This is a genomic window from Streptomyces sp. NPDC046887 (assembly GCF_040644755.1).
GTDB classification, from domain to species: Bacteria; Actinomycetota; Actinomycetes; order Streptomycetales; family Streptomycetaceae; genus Streptomyces; species Streptomyces lichenis.
Genome location: NZ_JBEYXH010000030.1, coordinates 21,397 through 38,499 on the forward strand (window position 1 = coordinate 21,397; position 17,103 = coordinate 38,499).

Below are 17,103 nucleotides of genomic sequence, written 5' to 3' on the forward strand. Positions count from 1 at the left end.
GGATTCGAAAGCCCGGCCGGAAACCATACTTTGGGGTGAACTCACCGCAGGTGTGGGCCGGTTCACTCTCCGTGCGTAAAGAATCCGGGTGTCCCGGTCGCCGCCGCCTCCACGTGTCCCCGTGGATCCGGCGCCGGCGACCCCTGCCCTGTCTTTCCCGGGAGTCCCACCCCCATGAACAGCGACACCTGCACCCGCACCCTCCGCACGCCCGCCGTACGCCGCACCGCCGCCGTGGCGGCCGCCCTGGCCCTCACCGCCGGGCCCGCCGCCCTCGCCGCGCCCACGGCGTACGCCACCGGCGGCGACCAGGGCCGCTCCAGCGCCGTGGTGCTCCGTACCGACCTCGACGTGGCCCTGCTCGGCGGCTCCGTACGGGTGCCGCTGGCCGCCACCCTCAACGAGGTGCAGGCCCCGGCCAGCGCCGAGAAGACCGCGCTCACCGTCACCCTCGACGGTGTCGACCAGGGCCGACCGGTCCAGGTGCTGCGCGCCGCGGTGGCCACCGCCTCCGCCACCGCCGACAAGCGGCGCGCCGAGGGCCGCGCCGAGCTGGCCGACGCCCGGCTGAACGTCCCCGGCCTGCCCCTGCTCTCCCTGCTGCACCTGGAGAAGGTCACCTCGCGGGCACTCTGCGAGACGGGCAAGCGGCCGGTGGCGGAGGCCGATGTACTCGGCAGCGTCACCGTGCTCGGCAAGCGGACCACGCTGAGCGCCGGCGGGCCCACCCGCGTGGAGGTACCGGGGGTCGGCGAGGTGACACTCCAGCTCTCCAGGACCGCCACCACCTCGCGCACCGCGGCCGCCACCGCACTCTCCCTCGACGTCTCCGTCAACCCGCTCAAGCTCAACGTCGCCGAGGTGAACGGCTCGGTGGTGCTCGCCGAGGCCACGTGCGAGACCCCCAAGGCCCCCGCCTCCACCGCCCCCACCCCGGAGCCGGCCGACCCGACCCCGGCCGACCCCAGGCCGCAGACCGGCGCCGAGCCGGAGAAGGCCGGGCTGGCCGAGACCGGCGGCAGCTCACTGACGCCCTACCTGGCCGGCGGCGCCCTCGCCCTGCTCGCCGCCGGCGGCGGCGCCCTGGCCCTGACCCGCCGCGCCCGCGCCAACCGCCAGGGCTGACCCGCCCGGGGCCATCGGGGCTGCCCCGTCCCATCCTCGGGGAAGGACAGCCCCATGGCCCCACAGCTCAGTCGCCGCTCACCGACCCGCGGCCATCACCAGCGCCTGGTCCAGGGCCAGCAGGAAGCGGTTGGTGGTGACCCGGTCCCGCACCGCCAGCCGCAGCCACTGGTGGCCCAGGCCCGGGAAGGTGTCCCCGCGGCGGGCCGCGAAGCCCAGGGCGCGCAGCCGCTCCCGTACCGCGTCCGCGCCCTCGATCCGGACCAGCACGAACGGCCCCTCGGCCCCCGGCACCGTGGTGACCTCGTCGAACTCCGCCAGCCCGGCCAGCAGATGCTCCCGGTCCAGGGCGACCCGCCGGGCCGCCTCAGCCGCCTCCGCCAGCGCCTCCCGGCTCATACAGGCCTCGGCGGCCGCCAGCGCGGGCGTGGACACCGGCCACAGCGGCTGCGCCCGCTCCAGCGCGGCCACCGTCCCCGGATCCGCCAGGACGTAGCCGATCCGCAGCCCCGCCAGCCCCCAGGTCTTGGTCAGGCTGCGCAGCACCACCAGCCCCGGGACATCGGTCCGCCCGGCCAGCGCCTCCCGTTCGCCCGGCACCGCGTCGAGGAAGGCCTCGTCCACCACCAGGGTCCGCCACGGCCGCGCCAACTCCGCCAGCACGGCAGCCGGATGGAGCACCGAGGTCGGGTTGGTCGGATTGCCCACCACCACCAGATCGGCGTCCTCCGGCACCGCGGCCGAATCCAGCCGGAAGCCGTCCTCGGCCCGCAGCAGCACCCGGTGCACCTCGTGCCCGGCGTCCCGCAGTGCCGCCTCCGGCTCGGTGAACTGCGGGTGCACCACCACCGGCCGGCGCACCGGTAGCGCCCGCGCCAGCAGGACGAACGCCTCGGCCGCGCCCGCGGTCAGCAGCACCCGGGCGGCCGGCAGCCCGTGCCGCTCGGCGACCGCGGCCCGCGCGGCCCGCCCGTCGGGGTAGGCGGCGAGCCCGGTGAGGGAGGCGGCCACGCGCTCGCGCAGCCAGTCGGGTGGGGTGTCCGACCGGACGTTGACCGCGAGATCGACCAGCTTCTCGTCTCTGACCTCCGCGTCACCGTGGTGCCGCAGATCGGGGGTGTGGGGGTGGGAGTACATGGCCGCCTGGGGGGTGGGTGACGGAAGTGGGGGAGGGCTGGTGCGGGTGGTCCAGGGGACCGGCGGTCGCCGGCAGTTCTCCGGTGCGGGTCGGTGCGGTACGTCTACCAGGTGCTCGTACGTCTACCAGGTGCTTGTTGCCTGCCAGGCGCCGGTACGCGTACAGGGTGCGCCGGCGCCTGCCGTCGGGCCCTCCCGCCAGGCGGCCGCTCGGCGGGGCCCTACCGCCGAGCCGGTGCCTGCCGGGGGGCCAGGGCCTCCTGGACGGGAGACCCTAACGAGCCCGGTTCCTCCTCGCCCGTGTACCCGCGTCCCTGGTTCGACAACCGCCCGCGCGCGACCGCGCAGGTCACCCGCCCGGACCGGGACACCCGCTTGGGAACGAGCAGTTCCACGGCGGCGGGCCCCCGGGCCTCGGCCGCCGCGGCCGCCAATGCCGCCGCCTCCGCGACGGAGGGGGTGCCGAGCGCCGCCGCCACCTCGGCGGACGGGTTCGGTACGGCGATGGGCGCCAACTCCCGTACGGGGAACGGAAGCAGCGCCACTCCGAGATGCTCGGCCGCCTCGGCGATCCCCGGCTCGGCGGCCTTCTCCTCGGCGGTGGCCAGCGCCAGAACGCCGGACACCGCGCGCCCCGCGCCCGCCAGCGCCTCGGCGACCAGCTCCAGCACCTCGGCGGCGGTCACCCCGCGCCGCGCCCCGACCCCGACGAACAGGGCCCCCGTATCCTCCGGGCTGCTCATGGGGCGCAGTGCTCCACGAACCGGCGGGCCGTGCCCGGCACCGCCGCCCAGTGGGTGTGCAGATAACTGGCGTGCACCCCGCCCCGGGTGAAGCCCTCCACCCGCGGCTCCGGCTGCCTCAGTCCCCACGCCGGGGAAGGCCCCGCGCCGGGCTCCAGCACCGTGCGGTGGAACTCATGGCCGCGCATCCGGGTCCCGGCCGCCGCCAGCGGGCTGTCGCCCAGTGCCACCGCGTCCCGGTAGCCCAGGGTCAGCCGCTCGGTCATCCGGGCGTCCGCGTCCAGCACCCCGCACATCGGCCGACCGTCCAACGACCGTGCCAGATAGAGGAGTCCGGCGCATTCGGCGGCCACCGGGGCGCCCGAGCGGGCCAGTTCGGCGACCGCCTTGCGCAGCCGCTCGTTGGCGGACAGCTCCGCCCCGTACACCTCGGGGAAGCCGCCGCCGATCACCAGCCCCCGGGTGCCCTCCGGCAGCTCCTCGTCCCGCAGCGGGTCGAACGGCACCACCTCGGCACCGGCCGCCGCCAGCAGCTCGGGGTGCTCGGCGTACGAGAAGGTGAACGCGGCCCCGCCGGCCACCGCCACCACCGGGCGCTCCCGGGGAGGATCGGCCGGGGCCTCCGACTCCGGGCTCCAGGCGGGCGCGGACAGCGGGGGAGCGCTACGGGCCAGGGCCAGCAGCGCGTCCAGGTCGCAGCCCGCCCGTACCTGCTCGGCCTGCGCGGCCACCGCCTCCACCGCCGCCGCCTGCCGCTCGGCCACCGGCACCAGGCCCAGGTGCCGCGACGGCGTCGCCGCCGCCGGGGCGCGCCGCAGCACCCCCAGCACCGGCACCCCGGAACCGCCCAGCGCCTCCCGCAGCAGATGCTCGTGCCGGTCGGTGGCCACCTTGTTGAGAATGACCCCGCCGATCCGCACCTCCGGATCCCAGGAGGCGAAACCGTGCACCAGCGCGGCCACCGACCGGGACTGCGAGGAGGCGTCCACCACCAGGACGACCGGGGCCCGCAGCAGCTTGGCCACCTGCGCGGTGGACGCCAGCTCGCCCTGCCCGGAGGCCCCGTCGAACAGCCCCATCACACCCTCGACCACGGCCAGGTCCGCCCCCGCCGCGCCATGCGCCAGGAGCGGCGCCATGAGACCCGTACCGCACATGAAGGCGTCCAGGTTGCGGCCCGGGCGGCCGGTGGCCAGCGCGTGGTAGCCCGGGTCGATGTAGTCCGGGCCCACCTTGTGCGGGGACACGGCGAGCCCGCGGCCGGCGAACGCGGCCATCAGACCGGTCGCCACCGTGGTCTTGCCGGCGCCCGAGGAGGGCGCGGCGATGACGAGACGTGCTACCACTCGATGCCCCGCTGGCCCTTCTGCCCGGCGTCCATCGGATGCCGGACCTTCGACATGTCGGTCACCAGGTCGGCGAACTCGCACAGCTCGGCCGGGGCGTTGCGCCCGGTGATCACCACATGCTGGGTGCCGGGCCGGTTCGCCAGCACCTCGATCACCTCCGCGGTGTCCACCCAGCCCCAGTGCAGCGGATAGGCGAACTCGTCCAGGACGTAGAAACGGTACGTCTCGGCCGCCAGGTCCCGCTTGACCTGCTCCCAGCCCTCCCGGGCCTTCTCCTCGTTGGACTGCTCGGAGTCCCGCTGGATCCAGGACCAGCCCTCGCCCATCTTGTGCCAGTCCACCCGGCCGCCCTCACCGGAGGCGCCGAGCACCTTGAGCGCGTTCTCCTCGCCGACCTTCCACTTCGCCGACTTGACGAACTGGAACACCCCGACCGGCCAGCCCTGGTTCCAGGCGCGCAGCGCCATCCCGAACGCGGCCGTGGACTTGCCCTTGCCGATGCCCGTGTGGACCATCACCAGCGGCCGGTTGCGGCGCTGGCGGGTGGTGAGGCCGTCCTGCGGTACGACGGCCGGCTGTCCCTGCGGCACTACGCCACGCTCCTGTCCATGAGGTCGGTGTCCGGTATTCCGGTACGGGGCATCAGGCGGCCCTGCCCGCGCCCCGGGAGTCCCCGCGGGCGTCCCGGACCAGCCCGGCGATGGCGTCCGCCCGCAGCTCGTCCAGGGTGACCGCGGTGCCGCCCAGCGAACGGGCCAGTTCGGCGGCGAGCCCGAGCCGCACCGGGCCGGTCTCGCAGTCCACCACCACCGAGGCGATCCCCTCGGCCGCGTGCAGCCCGGCCGCCCGGGCCGCCAGCTTCAGCGGCTCCGGGCCACCGGTGGCCCGCCCGTCGGTGACCACCACCAGCAGCGGGCGCCGCGCCGGGTCCCGCAGCCGCTCCACCCGCAGCACGTCATGGGCCTTCAGCAGCCCGGCCCCCAGCGGGGTGCGGCCGCCGGTGGGCAGCCGCTCCAGCCGGGCGGCGGCCGCGTCCACCGAGGAAGTGGGCGGCAGCGCCAGCTCGGCGCCGGAGCCGCGGAAGGTCACCAGGCCCACCTTGTCCCGCCGCTGGTAGGCGTCGAGCAGCAGGGACAGCACCGCGCCCTTGACCGCGCCCATCCGCTTGCGGGCCGCCATCGAGCCGGAGGCGTCCACCGCGAACAGCACCAGGTTGCCCTCGCGCCCCTCCCGGACCGCCTGCCGAAGGTCGTCCCGTCGTACCACCAGACCGGGCCCGGACCGGCCGCGGGCCCGCTGGTGCGGGGCGGCCGCCTGCACGGTCGCCGCCAGATGCAGCTTGGTCAGCGCCCCGTTCGGGCGGCGCGCGCCGGTGGTCCGGCCATGGTCGGTACGCGCCCGGGAACGCCGCCCCTGCGCCCCCTCGCCCAGCCCCGGCACGCTCAGCACCTTGGTGCGGAACGGCTCGGCGGCGGAGGCGGCGGGCTGCTCGGCGGCGGGGGAGGGAGCGGGGGCCGGGGCCTGTCCGGCCGGGGCCTCGGCGGACTCGTCGGCTCGCCCCTCCGGCGTACCGCCCTCGGCCGGGCCGCCCTCCTGCGGGCCGCCCTGCGGGGGAACTCCACCGGGGCCGCCGCCATCGGGGCCGCCGTCCGGACCGCCGTCACCCGGGTCCGGGTCGGGCTCCGGGTCATCGTCGCCCTTCGACTCCTCCAGGGTCTGGTCGAGTTTGTCCTCGTCCAGCCCGGGCGCGTCGAACGGGTTGCGCCGGCGGCGGTGCGGCAGGGCCAGCAGCGCGGCCTGCCGTACGTCGTCGGAGTCCACCTCGGTGCGGCCCGCCCAGGCGGCCAGCGCGGTCGCGGTACGGGCCATCACGATGTCGGCGCGCATCCCGTCCACCTCGAAGGCGGCGCAGGTCGCCGAGATCTGCCGCAGCGCCCCGTCGCCGAGCCGCACACTCGGCAGCAGCGCCCGGGCGGCGGCGATCCGCTCCCGTAGCTCGCCCTCCTCGGCGGTCCAGCGCGCGGCGAAGGCGGCCGGGTCCTCGTCGTACGCCAGTCGGCGCCGCACCACCCGCACCCGCTGCTCCGGCTCGCGGGAGGCGGCCACCTCCACGGTCAGCCCGAAGCGGTCCAGCAGCTGCGGCCGCAGCTCGCCCTCCTCCGGGTTCATCGTCCCGACCAGCAGGAACCGGGCCGCGTGCCGGACCGAGACGCCCTCCCGCTCGACATAGGAGGCGCCCATCGCGGCGGCGTCCAGCAAGAGGTCGACCAGGTGGTCGTGGAGCAGGTTGACCTCGTCCACATAGAGGATGCCGCGGTGGGCGGCCGCCAGCAGACCGGGTTCAAAGGCCTTCACGCCCTCCGACAGCGCCCGCTCGATGTCCAGCGCGCCGACCAGCCGGTCCTCCGAGGCGCCCACCGGCAGCTCGACCAGCCGGGTCGGCCGGGAGACCCCGGGGCCGGGCTCGTGCGGCCCGTCCGGGCACTGGGGGTCGGGGGAGTCCGGCGCGCAGGAGAACCGGCAGCCCGCGACCACCTCCAGCGCGGGCAGCAGCGCGGTCAGCCCGCGGACCACCGTCGACTTGGCGGTGCCCTTCTCACCTCGGACCAGCACCCCGCCGATCGCGGGGGAGACGGCGTTGAGCACCAGGCTCAGCCGCATGTCGTCCATGCCGACGACGGCGGTGAACGGATAGGGGACGGAGGCCATCAGCGGGCGCTCCCTTCACTGACGCGGATGCGGCGGACGGGGATACGGCGGACGGGGATACGGAAACGCTTCACGGGGGCCGGGGGTCTCACGGCGCCCCCGGCGGGACGAACGGCAGGCCGGCCGGCGGCCCGTTCTCGATCAGCTTCCAGAGCGCACCGGTGTCGGCGTGCTCCTCGATCAGGTCGCCGAGCCGGTCGAGCTGCTCCTCGCGCAGCGTCCCGAAGGCGGTGTCCGGGGCGGGTACGAAACGGCGGCCGGACTGTTCGGCGACCCGGCGCAGAAACGCCCGCCGGAAGGCGTCGCTCTCCAGCGAGCCGTGCCAGTGGGTGCCCCAGACCGCGCCGACCCGGCAGCCGTCCAGGAACGGTTCGCCGCCCAGCACCTCGGCGACCCCGTGGTGGATCTCGTAGCCCTCCACCGGCTCGCCCAGCGCGGTGCCGGACGGCCGGGCGAGGGTCTTCTCGCGGGCGAACCGCACCCGTACCGGCAGCAGTCCCAGCCCGTCCACCAGACCGGCCCGGGACTCCACCTCGTCCTCGATCCGCTCGCCGAGCAGCTGGAAGCCGCCGCAGATCCCGAGCACCGGCCGCCCCTCGGCGGCCCGCCGGGCCAGCGCTCCGGCGAGCCCGCGCTCACGCAGCCAGGCCAGCGCCTTGACGGTGCCGCGGGTGCCGGGCACCACCACCAGGTCGGCGTCGGCCAGCTCCTCCGGCCGGTCCACGAAGCGGACCAGCACCCCCGGCTCGGCGGCCAGCGCGTCCACATCGGTGAAGTTGGACATCAGCGGTACGGCGCAGACCGCGACCCGCAGCAGGTCCTCGCCATGCGGCGGGGCGGACACCGACTCGCGGACCGCGCCGCGCAGCGACAGCCTCAGTCCGTCCTCCTCGTCGATGCCGAGCCCGTGCGCGTACGGCAGCACGCCGTAGGTGCGCCGCCCGGTCAGCCCCAGCAGCATGTCCAGCCCCGGCTCCAGCAGGGTCACATCGCCGCGGAACTTGTTGACCAGATAGCCCGCGACCAGCTCCTGGTCCTCGGGCGCCAGCAGCGCCGTGGTGCCGAAGAACTGGGCGAACACCCCGCCCCGGTCGATGTCCCCGACCACCAGCACCGGCAGCCGGGCCGCCCGGGCCACGCCCATGTTGACGATGTCGGTACGGCGCAGATTGATCTCGGCGGGGCTGCCGGCGCCCTCGCAGATCACCGCGTCATGGGTGTCGCGGAGCTGCTGGAGGCAGTCCAGCACCGGTTCCAGCAGGTCCCGCTGGCGCCCGCCGTGGTAGCCGCGGGCGCTCATCTCGCCCACCGGCTTGCCCATCAGCACCACCTGGCTGGAGCGGTCGCCACCGGGCTTGAGCAGCACCGGGTTCATCAGCGCGGTCGGCTCCACCCGGGCGGCCTGGGCCTGCATCGCCTGGGCGCGGCCGATCTCGGCGCCCTCCCTCGTCACGAAGGAGTTCAGGGACATGTTCTGCCCCTTGAACGGCGCCACCTTCACGCCCTGGCGCACCAGCCAGCGGCAGATCCCGGCGGTGACCACGCTCTTGCCCGCGTCGGAGGTCGTCCCCGCGACCAGCAGCCCGCCGCCCCGTGTGCCCCCCGTCGTCCCGGGCCCGCCGCCGCTCATGCCGTACCCGCCTTCCGCCGCCCGCGAGCCGTCGGCCGGCCGCTCTTATGTCGCGTACGGGCCGCCGCCACCGCCAGCCGGCCGCCCGCGCACACCGCGAGGGCGCCCAGGGAGACCCGGCGGGAGAGCCGTACCGCCCGTTCGATGTCGGCGGTCTGCACGGCCCGCCCGTCCTCGTTCAGCACCGGGCGGTGCTCGACCCGCCCGCCGTAGGAGAGGGTGCCGCCCAGCCGTACGCCGAGCGCCCCGGCGAAGGCGGCCTCCACCGGGCCCGCGTTGGGGCTCGGGTGCCGGTGCGCGTCGGCCCGCCAGGCCCGTACCGCCCCGGCCGGGTCCCCGCCCATGGCGGCGGCCAGCAGCGCGGTCAGCCGGGCGCCGGGCCAGCCGGCCAGGTCGTCCAGCCGGGCCGAGGCCCAGCCGAACCGGCGGTAGCGCGGCGACTTGTGGCCGACCATGGCGTCCAGGGTGTTCACCGCCCGGAACCCGGCCAGCCCGGGCACCCCGGCGAGCGCGCCCCACACCAGGGCGCCGACCACCGCGTCGGAGGTGTTCTCGGCGACCGACTCCACCACCGCGCGGGCCATCGCCGGGCCGTCCAGCGCCTGCGGATCGCGTCCGCACAGATGCGGCAGCCGCTCCCGGGCGACCTCCAGGTCCCCGGCGTCCAGCGCGCCGCCGATCGCCCGGGCCTCCCGGCCCAGCGTCGTGCCGCCGACCACGGCCCAGACCGCGGCGGCGGTCAGCGCGGTGGCGGCGGCGGGCCGGCCGCGTACCGCCCGGGCGGCCAGCGCGACTCCACCGGCGGTGCCCCCGGCGCAGAGCAGGGTGTGCAGGGCGCCCCAGCCGCGGTGGTCGCGCCAGAGCGCCTGCTCGACCCCGGCCGCGGCGCGCCCGAAGGCGGCCACCGGGTGGCCCCGGCGGGGGTCGCCGAGCAGTGCGTCGACCAGCAGTCCGGCGGCCGCGCCGACGGCGAAGACGGCGGGGCGGAGGGATACGGGGTCGAGGGCGGGGGAGGCGGTGGGGTCAGCGCGCATCGGGGGAGCCCGACGCTCTCGACCCCGGGGCAGGGCGGCCCGGCATGGGGTTCAGGTCCTCACTCAGGGTCCGCGCCCTGGTTCGACGTGTCCGGCGGCGAGAGTTCCTGGCTCACCCGGGCCGCGCGGGCGCGGATCGGGCTCACAGTGGCGGGACCGCGCCGGGCTCTCACCGGGCTTCCTCTCGTGTGCCGCCGTCAATGGCCCCGGCAGTCCACCACGCCCCGCGAACGCCCGTCAACTCGCCGTTGACCTGCGAGACCGTCCGCCGGGGCGGGCCGTGCGGCGGGTGGTGGCGCGGGCCGTGACACGGCGGCGCCCCGGGAGGCGGCTGGGCCTCCCGGGGCGCCGGAGGAGCGGGGGACGGGGCCCTTCCGCTCCACTCGATGTCCTGGGGCCGTGTGCTCAGACGACGATCAGATAGATCCCGTACGAGACGGCCGCCGCGCAGAGACCGAAGCAGGCGAAGGCGCCGGTGCGGGCCAGGGTGGCGGAGCCGCCGCGGGCACCGGCCGCCTCGTGCCGGGAGAGACCGGCGATACCGAGGGTGAACAGGCCCACCAGGGCGATGGTGGCGGCGAGGCTGACGCCGAAGACGGTGCCGAGTGCGGCCCAGTCGATCTTCATGTGCGGTTTCCTCGGAGGCTCAGACGGTGGCGGCGGGCGCCGGGGTGTGGGAGGAGGAGCCGGCGGTTGCCAGCTCGGGCGCGTGGCCGCCCACCGCGGAGGTGGGGCCGGCCGGCGGCGGGGAGACGGCCGCGATGGCGGCGGTGATGACCCCGGCGGGCTCCGGCTCGGCGGCCGGGCCGGTCCCGGTGGTGGCCCCGGCCGGGATCTCGTCGCCGGTGACGTGGGTGTGGTCCACCGGCTCGCGGCGGGAGGCCAGCCAGATGGCACCCGAGCCGGCGATCAGCAGCGCGGCGGTGACCACCACGCCCCAGGTGCCCTGCTTGGTGAGCAGCTCGGCGACGGCGGCGACCGCGCCGGCGGCCGGCAGGGTCAGGCCCCAGGCGACGAACATCCGGGTGGCGGTCGACCAGCGGACCATGCCGCCCTTGCGGCCGAGGCCGGCGCCCATCACCGCACCCGAGCAGGACTGGGTGGTGGAGAGCGAGAAGCCGAGGTTGGAGGAGGCCAGGATGACCGTCGCGGCGCTGGTCTGGGCGGCGAAGCCCTGCTGCGGCTGGAGGTCGGTCAGGCCCTTGCCCATGGTACGGATGATGCGCCAGCCGCCGAGGTACGTGCCCAGCGCGATGGCCACGCCCGCGGAGACGATGACCCACATCGGGGGGTTGGCGCCGGGGGCGAGGACGCCGCCGGTGACCAGGGCCAGGGTGATGACGCCCATGGTCTTCTGCGCGTCGTTGGTGCCGTGGGCCAGCGAGACCAGGCCCGCGGAGGCGATCTGGCCGGCGCGGTAGCCCTTGGAGGTGGACTTGTTCTGGGTGGTGCCGCCGATGCGGTACGTCAGCCGGGTGGCGAGCATCGCGGCGATACCGGCCACCAGCGGGGCGGCGACGGCCGGGATGAGGACCTTGGTGACGATGGTGCCGCCGTTGACCGCGGAGAAACCGGCGGACATCACGGCCGCGCCGATCAGACCGCCGAACAGCGCGTGCGAGGAGCTGGACGGCAGGCCCAGCAGCCAGGTCAGCAGGTTCCACAGGATGGCGCCGACGAGCGCCGCGAAGATGACCGAGGTCTCGATGCCGTTCTCGTTGATGATGCCGCCGGAGATCGTCTTGGCGACCTCCACCGAGAGGAAGGCGCCGACCAGGTTGAGCACGGCGGACATGGCGACCGCCGCCTTGGGCTTCATCGCGCCGGTCGAGATGGTCGTCGCCATCGCGTTGGCGGTGTCGTGGAAACCGTTTGTGAAATCGAACACGAGAGCTGTCACGACCACAATGGCGAGCAGCAGCGTGAAGTGTTCCATCAACCCAGGCAATCGTTCGACGTCAGTGGCTTGGTGAACGTAGGGAACCTGAGTGAACGGAAGGTGAACTGAGCCGGGCTTCATGGTGACCCCAACTAGGAGTGGTCCATTCCGGTTACCGCCGCGGAGCCGGGCCGGGTGCCCCCAGCACCGGGTATGGCTACCGGCCCCCATCCCCTCACTCAGCGTCACGGTCGCCGAATGGCAGGATCACCCCCATGCCCTCCGCCCCCTCGCCCGCCTCCGACCCCTCCCTCCCCGTCCCGGAGCCGCTGGCGCGGGCCTGGGCCGACCTCGTCGCCACCGCCCGCCGCACCGTCGCCGACGGGCTGGTGGTCGGCACCTCCGGCAATGTCTCGGTACGGGTCGGAGACCTGGTGCTGGTCACCCCCACCGGCGTCCCCTACGACCGGCTCACCGCCGCCGACCTGCTCGCCGTCACCCTCGACGGCCACCCGGCGCACGGGAGGCTCGTCCCCACCAGCGAGCTCCCCTTCCACCTGGAGGTCTACCGCACCACCTCCGCCCGCGCGGTGGTCCACACCCACGCGGTGCACGCCACCGCCGTCTCCACACTCGTCGACGAGCTGCCGCTGATCCACTACATGGCCGCGGCCCTCGGCGGCCCGGTCCGGGTCGCCCCCTACGCCCCCTACGGCACCGAGGAGCTGGCCGCCCACACCCGCGCCGCCCTCGAAGGGCGCAGCGCCTGCCTTCTGCGCAACCACGGCACCCTCGCCCACGGCGACACCCTGGACCAGGCCTACGACCGCACCGCCCAGCTGGAGTGGATGTGCCGCGTCTGGCTCACCGCCTCCTCCGTCCCCGGCCGCACCCCCGCCCTCCTCACCGAGGCCCAGCTGGCCGACGTCGCCACCCGGCTGCGCACCTACGGCCAGCCCGCCGCGGACCCGGACGGCGCCTGAGCCCCGGAGGAGTCGGAGCGGCGGAGGAGTCGGAGCGGCGGCGACGGGCACACGGTCGGTGTGACCCGAGCCCACACCCCTGGCGGTGCCCGTCCACTGGCAGCCCGCGGCGGCCGCGCCGACACTGGTCTGATGCGCCCCGCAACCGTGACGGCCGCGGCCGTCACCACCCTGGTCGGTGCCGGCGCGGCCGCCGTCGCGGCCGGCCGCTACGCCGGCGGCGTCGCACTGAAGGTGCCCTCCGACCGGCCCCTGCCCGGCGAGTCCCGGCTCACCGTGCACGCCACCGCGGCCGGCCAGATCAGCCTCACCCGCGATCTGACCTCGCTGCGCCCCGGCACCTGGGGGCTGGCCGGGCCCGGTGGCGTCCATGCCGTGGTCGGCCCCGTCCTCGATGATGTGGAGCACTCCGCCGACACCGTGGTCCGGCGCCTGGAACGCGTCACCGGCGGCACCCTGGACACCGGCGCCCGGGTCCGGATCACCCCCCAGCTGCACACCGGCGACCCCACCTCGGCGCTCGGCCTGGAGCACCGGGACGAGACCGTCCCCGGCGAGCTGGGCCCCCTGCCCGCCTGGCAGGTGCCCGCCCTCCGCTCCACCTGGGTGATCGCCGTGCACGGGCTCGGCACCACCCGCGCGCACACCATGAACCTGATGGACTTCTGGCAGCGGATGCGGCTGCCGGTGCTCGCCCCCGCCTACCGCGGCGACCCCGGAGCGCCCCGCCCGCGCGGCGGCCTCGGCCACCTCGGCGACTCCGAGTGGCGCGACCTGGACGCCGCGATCCGCCACGCCATGGCCTCCGGCGCCGAACGCGTCATCCTGCACGGCTGGTCCACCGGCGCCGCCATGGCCCTGCATGCCGCCGACCGCTCCGAGCTGCGCGAGGTCATCGGCGGACTGGTGCTGGACTCCCCGGTGCTGGACTGGGAGACCACCCTGCGCGCCCTGGCCGGCGCCCGCCGCGTCCCCGCCGCCCTGCTGCCGCTCGCCGTACGGGCCGCCAAGGGCACCACCGGGGTGCACGGCGACCGGCTCGCCGAGGCCGCCGCCCCGGACGGGCTGAGCGTCCCGACCCTGGTGTTCCACGGCCCCGCCGACCGCGTCGCGCCCTGGAGCTTCTCCCGCGACCTGGCCGCCCGCCGCCCCGACCTGGTCACCCTGCACACCGTCCGGGACGCCCCGCACGCCGCCATGTGGAACGCCGACCCCGCCCGCTACGAGGAGAACCTCCGCCGCTTCCTGGTCTCGCTGGTGTGAACCCTCCCGTCCGAAACACCCCTCTCTTCACCCTCCCGTCCGAAAACGCCCCTCTTCCCCGCCCCCTTTCCGCGCCCCGGCGGCTCCCCGTGGCCGCCCGATCGCGGCGCGTTTGGGCTTTCGGGGCGTCAGCGGGAAGACTGCCCCTGTGACGTCTCGAAAGCCTGATGAGCAACTGGCGCGCAACTCCAGACTCCGACTCGTACGTCCGCGGCCCCTGACCACGGCCCGGCGGGCCGTGACCACCCGGCGCACCCGGCCGGTGCCCCGGCCGCCGGAGGGCACTCCCGCACCCGCCGAACTGGCCCGGCAGGCCCGGGCCGTCCTGCACGACGCCGTACGCATCGCCCGCTGGGCCGCCGTCGAACGCGACCGCGGCCGCGGCCGCTCGGCGGGCCAGGACACCACCGGCGCCCTCACCGGCCCCGGCTCCGGTCCCGGCCCCGCCACCGTCACCGCCGTCACGGCCACGGAACGCGCGGCCGCCGCGCTGGGCCTGACGACCGACCAGGTGCGCGCCGGCTGGGACCGCGCCCGCCTCGCCGGGCTGGTCGAGCTCCACGGCGACACCGCCCGCCCCGGTTGGCGGCTGCGCGCCTGGGACCGCGACGACTCCGCCGTGCTGCGCGGCTGGGTCGCCCTCTTCGACGCCTGGTCGCTGGTGCGGCCCGCGCCCGACGGCACCGCCCCGGCCGCCGTCGCCGAGGTCGTGGAAGCCCTGCCCCAGGTCCTCTCCCTCCTCCAGTTGTCCGCCGGCCCGGTGGCCGTGCCGGTGCTGTTCGATCTGCTGGAGCAGCGCGTCGCCGAACTGCGCGAGGAGCGCTGCGAGGTCCCCGAGGGGCCCGTGCCCGCCCCGCCGCCCGGCCCCGACTCCCTCGCCCTGCTGCTGGACTGGGCGCTGGAACGGCTCGCCGAGGTCGGCGCGCTGACCCTCGGCGACCTGCTCTCCGGCGAGCGCCAGGCCACCCTGACCCCGCTCGGCAACTGGGCGGTCTGGGTCAAGCTGGAGCAGATCTGCGTCGCCGCCCAGAGCCCGGCCGGCCATATCGAGCAGCCCGCCGAGGACATGCTGCGCGGCTGCGCCCGGCTCACCCCCGGCCCGGCCCGGGCCGAGTACCGCGCCTGGCTCGCCGCCCGCCCGGTCCGCGGCGCCGTCACCGAGCTGCTCACCGCCGCCCGCGGCGAGGACGCCCTGCTGCGCGGCCTCGCCTTCGAGGCGCTGCGGGTCGTCGGCGCGCCCGCGGAGGCCGACGTCCGCGCGGCCGCCGAGGAGGTCTCGCTGCGCCCCTACGCGCTGCTCTGGCTCGCCGAGTACGAGGGAGCCGACCCCGAGGAGGCCGCCGAGACGCTGACCCGGGAGGAGTCCACCTGGCTCTGGGTGGACACCGCGGCGGCCGTCGCCGACCACGGCGAGACCAGCCTGCTGGTGCGGCACCTGGAGTCCGCCGTCCAGGGCACCGTGCCGGCCCTGCTGGACGAGGTCCGCGCGGTCGGGCACCCCAGGACGGTGCAGGTCCTGGTGGCGCTCGCCGCCGCGCACCCCGACCCGGCCCTCGCCAAGGCCGTCCGCCGCGCCGCCTTCCAGGTCCACACCGGCGGCTCCTGACCCACCCGGCACGCCCCGGGGAGGATCCCGGACCGGGGAAAGGGCCACCCGCCCCGCCCCCGGTCCCGGCCCCACCCGGCCAACGCCCAGTCCCCGGTCCGGCCGGCTAACGCCAGTCCCCGGTCCGGTCCCGGTCCCACCCGGCTATCGCCCGTCCCCGGTCCGGCCCCGGTCTCCCGGGCCCACCCGGGCGCTGCCCCGCCCCGGCCCCCGACCTACCCGGGTATCTCCGGCGCGTAGGTGCCGAAGCTCCACACATTGCCCTCCGCGTCCCGTGCCATGTAGTCGCGGGAGCCGTAGTCCTGGTCGGTGGGCGGCATCAGGATCTCCACCCCGTACTCCGCGGCCCGCCGGTGGTGGGCGTCGGCGTCCGCCACCACCACGTACACCCCGGCCGGCCCCGCGCCCGCCATCGCCTCGCCGAACACCCCGCCCCGGCCCTTGCTGCCTAGCATCACCACGCTGCCGCCCATCGCCAGCTCGGCGTGGACCACCGAGCCGTCCTCACCCTCGTACACCGCGAGCTCCCGGAAGCCGAAGCCGTCCACCAGCAGCCGGATCGCCGCCCGCGCGTCCTCGTACAGCAGCGTCGGGCTGATCGTCGCCGCATCCGCCATACCGACCACTCCTCACCCTCACACCGCACCCCTCCCCACCAGGGTGCTGTGACCTGGATCACCAACGACTCCCAGTCTGGCACCCCCCACTGACAACGCCTCCCGGGCGCCGGCCGGCCAGGGCCCGCAGGGTCACCGGAAGGTGTCGCACCGCGCCATGTCGCCGGTCCGGTAGCCGGTGGCGAACCACTGCTGCCGCTGCGCCGCCGAGCCGTGCGTCCAGCTCTCCGGGGTCACCCGCCCCTGCGCCCGCTCCTGGATCCGGTCGTCGCCCACCGCCGCGGCCGCGTCCAGCCCGTCCCGTACGTCCTCCTCGGCCAGCCCGGACAGCACCGGCCGCCCGGTCCGCTCGTCCGGCGCCGTGGTCGCGTGCCGCGCCCACACCCCCGCGTAGCAGTCGGCCTGGAGCTCCACCCGTACCGCGTTGCTCCCCGCGCCCTGCCGCCCGTCCTGCGCCCGCCGCAGCGTGCCCATCAGGTCCTGCACATGGTGGCCGTACTCGTGCGCCACCACATACGCCTGCGCGAACGGCCCGCCCCGCGCCCCGAACCGGGACTGCAGCTCACCGAAGAAGTCCAGGTCGAGATAGACCCGGGCGTCCCCCGGGCAGTAGAACGGGCCCACCGCCGAAGTCGCCGTCCCGCAGGCCGTGCCCACCCGCTCGCTGAACAGCACCGTCCGCGCCGTCTCGTACCGGCCGCCGCGCCGCGCGTACTCCGCCCGCCAGTAGTCCTGCACGCTGTTGACCACCCCCACGATCCGGCAGTCCTCCCGGGTGTTGGCGTCCGAGCCCCGGCGGCAGGCGGCCGCCACCCCCTCCGCCGCCGTGGAACTCGCCGCCGGATCGGGGCCCTCCTCGGTCAGCCCCAGCTCCTCCGGCCCCACCCCGAAGAACAGCCCTAGCAGCAGCGCGATCACCCCCACGATCCCGCCGCCCACCGTCGCCCGGCCGCCGGGCACCCGGCTGCCCCGCACATCCGACACTTCGGAGGTGTCCAGGTCCGCGTCATCGTCGAACCGCACGGCCG

Annotated in this window: 15 protein-coding genes and 1 riboswitch; of the genes, 4 read left to right on the plus strand and 11 right to left on the minus strand. The window is 76.0% G+C overall.

The genetic code is table 11. The features are described from left to right. Positions 1-174 precede the first annotated feature (174 nt). Positions 175-1,125, plus strand: coding sequence for an SCO1860 family LAETG-anchored protein (locus tag ABZ945_RS23945; RefSeq protein ID WP_361273011.1), 951 nt, complete (start codon positions 175-177; stop codon positions 1,123-1,125). Positions 1,126-1,203: 78 nt separating this feature from the next. On the opposite strand, the gene cobC is transcribed toward ABZ945_RS23945, so the two are convergent. The 9 genes from cobC to ABZ945_RS23990 form a co-directional block, all read right to left on the minus strand. Further along, the gene (cobC, locus tag ABZ945_RS23950) at positions 1,204-2,262 is read right to left on the minus strand and encodes an Rv2231c family pyridoxal phosphate-dependent protein CobC (protein WP_361273014.1); all 1,059 of its coding nucleotides are present in this window, start codon (positions 2,260-2,262) and stop codon (positions 1,204-1,206) included. A gap of 221 nt (positions 2,263-2,483) precedes the next feature. Then, positions 2,484-3,005, minus strand: a complete 522-nt coding sequence (locus ABZ945_RS23955) for a cobalamin biosynthesis protein (protein WP_361273017.1) — start codon at positions 3,003-3,005, stop codon at positions 2,484-2,486. Then, complete coding sequence (locus ABZ945_RS23960; protein ID WP_361273020.1) at positions 3,002-4,351, minus strand: cobyrinate a,c-diamide synthase; 1,350 nt, start codon at positions 4,349-4,351, stop codon at positions 3,002-3,004. Before ABZ945_RS23960 ends, ABZ945_RS23955 begins: the two co-directional genes overlap by 4 nt. Continuing rightward, a complete protein-coding gene (gene cobO / locus ABZ945_RS23965) occupies positions 4,345-4,944 on the minus strand; it encodes a cob(I)yrinic acid a,c-diamide adenosyltransferase (protein ID WP_248634657.1) in 600 nt (199 codons plus the stop codon). The genes ABZ945_RS23960 and cobO overlap by 7 nt, the downstream gene beginning before the upstream one ends. 52 nt (positions 4,945-4,996) lie before the next feature. Beyond that, positions 4,997-7,063 carry a putative cobaltochelatase gene (locus tag ABZ945_RS23970; protein WP_361273024.1) on the minus strand — a complete coding sequence of 689 codons (2,067 nt, stop codon included), beginning with the start codon at positions 7,061-7,063 and terminating at the stop codon, positions 4,997-4,999. Positions 7,064-7,151: 88 nt separating this feature from the next. Beyond that, positions 7,152-8,693, minus strand: a complete 1,542-nt coding sequence (locus tag ABZ945_RS23975; protein ID WP_361273026.1) for a cobyric acid synthase — start codon at positions 8,691-8,693, stop codon at positions 7,152-7,154. After that, positions 8,690-9,727 (minus strand): cobalamin biosynthesis protein, encoded by a 1,038-nt coding sequence (locus ABZ945_RS23980; RefSeq protein ID WP_361273029.1) that lies wholly within the window; start codon positions 9,725-9,727, stop codon positions 8,690-8,692. Before ABZ945_RS23980 ends, ABZ945_RS23975 begins: the two co-directional genes overlap by 4 nt. A gap of 101 nt (positions 9,728-9,828) precedes the next feature. Further along, a riboswitch (cobalamin riboswitch) is annotated at positions 9,829-9,912 on the minus strand. A gap of 220 nt (positions 9,913-10,132) precedes the next feature. Then, positions 10,133-10,354: a hypothetical protein gene (locus ABZ945_RS23985; RefSeq protein ID WP_248634653.1), complete on the minus strand. Its 222-nt coding sequence runs from the start codon at positions 10,352-10,354 to the stop codon at positions 10,133-10,135. A gap of 19 nt (positions 10,355-10,373) precedes the next feature. After that, on the minus strand, positions 10,374-11,663 hold the full coding sequence (locus tag ABZ945_RS23990) for an inorganic phosphate transporter (RefSeq protein WP_361273032.1): 1,290 nt from the start codon (positions 11,661-11,663) through the stop codon (positions 10,374-10,376). Positions 11,664-11,881: 218 nt separating this feature from the next. Between ABZ945_RS23990 and ABZ945_RS23995 the strand changes: the two genes are divergently transcribed. The 3 genes from ABZ945_RS23995 to ABZ945_RS24005 all read left to right on the plus strand — a co-directional run bounded on the left by ABZ945_RS23995 (position 11,882) and on the right by ABZ945_RS24005 (position 15,458). Continuing rightward, a complete protein-coding gene (locus ABZ945_RS23995; RefSeq protein WP_361273035.1) occupies positions 11,882-12,589 on the plus strand; it encodes a class II aldolase/adducin family protein in 708 nt (235 codons plus the stop codon). Positions 12,590-12,721: 132 nt separating this feature from the next. Continuing rightward, the gene (locus ABZ945_RS24000; protein ID WP_361273038.1) at positions 12,722-13,852 is read left to right on the plus strand and encodes an alpha/beta hydrolase; all 1,131 of its coding nucleotides are present in this window, start codon (positions 12,722-12,724) and stop codon (positions 13,850-13,852) included. A gap of 238 nt (positions 13,853-14,090) precedes the next feature. After that, on the plus strand, positions 14,091-15,458 hold the full coding sequence (locus tag ABZ945_RS24005) for a hypothetical protein (protein ID WP_361273041.1): 1,368 nt from the start codon (positions 14,091-14,093) through the stop codon (positions 15,456-15,458). Between the two features lie 215 nt (positions 15,459-15,673). Here the strand turns inward: ABZ945_RS24005 and ABZ945_RS24010 are convergent, their stop codons facing one another. Continuing rightward, positions 15,674-16,075, minus strand: a complete 402-nt coding sequence (locus tag ABZ945_RS24010; protein ID WP_361273044.1) for a VOC family protein — start codon at positions 16,073-16,075, stop codon at positions 15,674-15,676. A 132-nt stretch (positions 16,076-16,207) separates the two neighbouring features. Continuing rightward, on the minus strand, positions 16,208-17,098 hold the full coding sequence (locus ABZ945_RS24015; RefSeq protein WP_361273169.1) for a neutral zinc metallopeptidase: 891 nt from the start codon (positions 17,096-17,098) through the stop codon (positions 16,208-16,210). Positions 17,099-17,103: the final 5 nt, after the last annotated feature.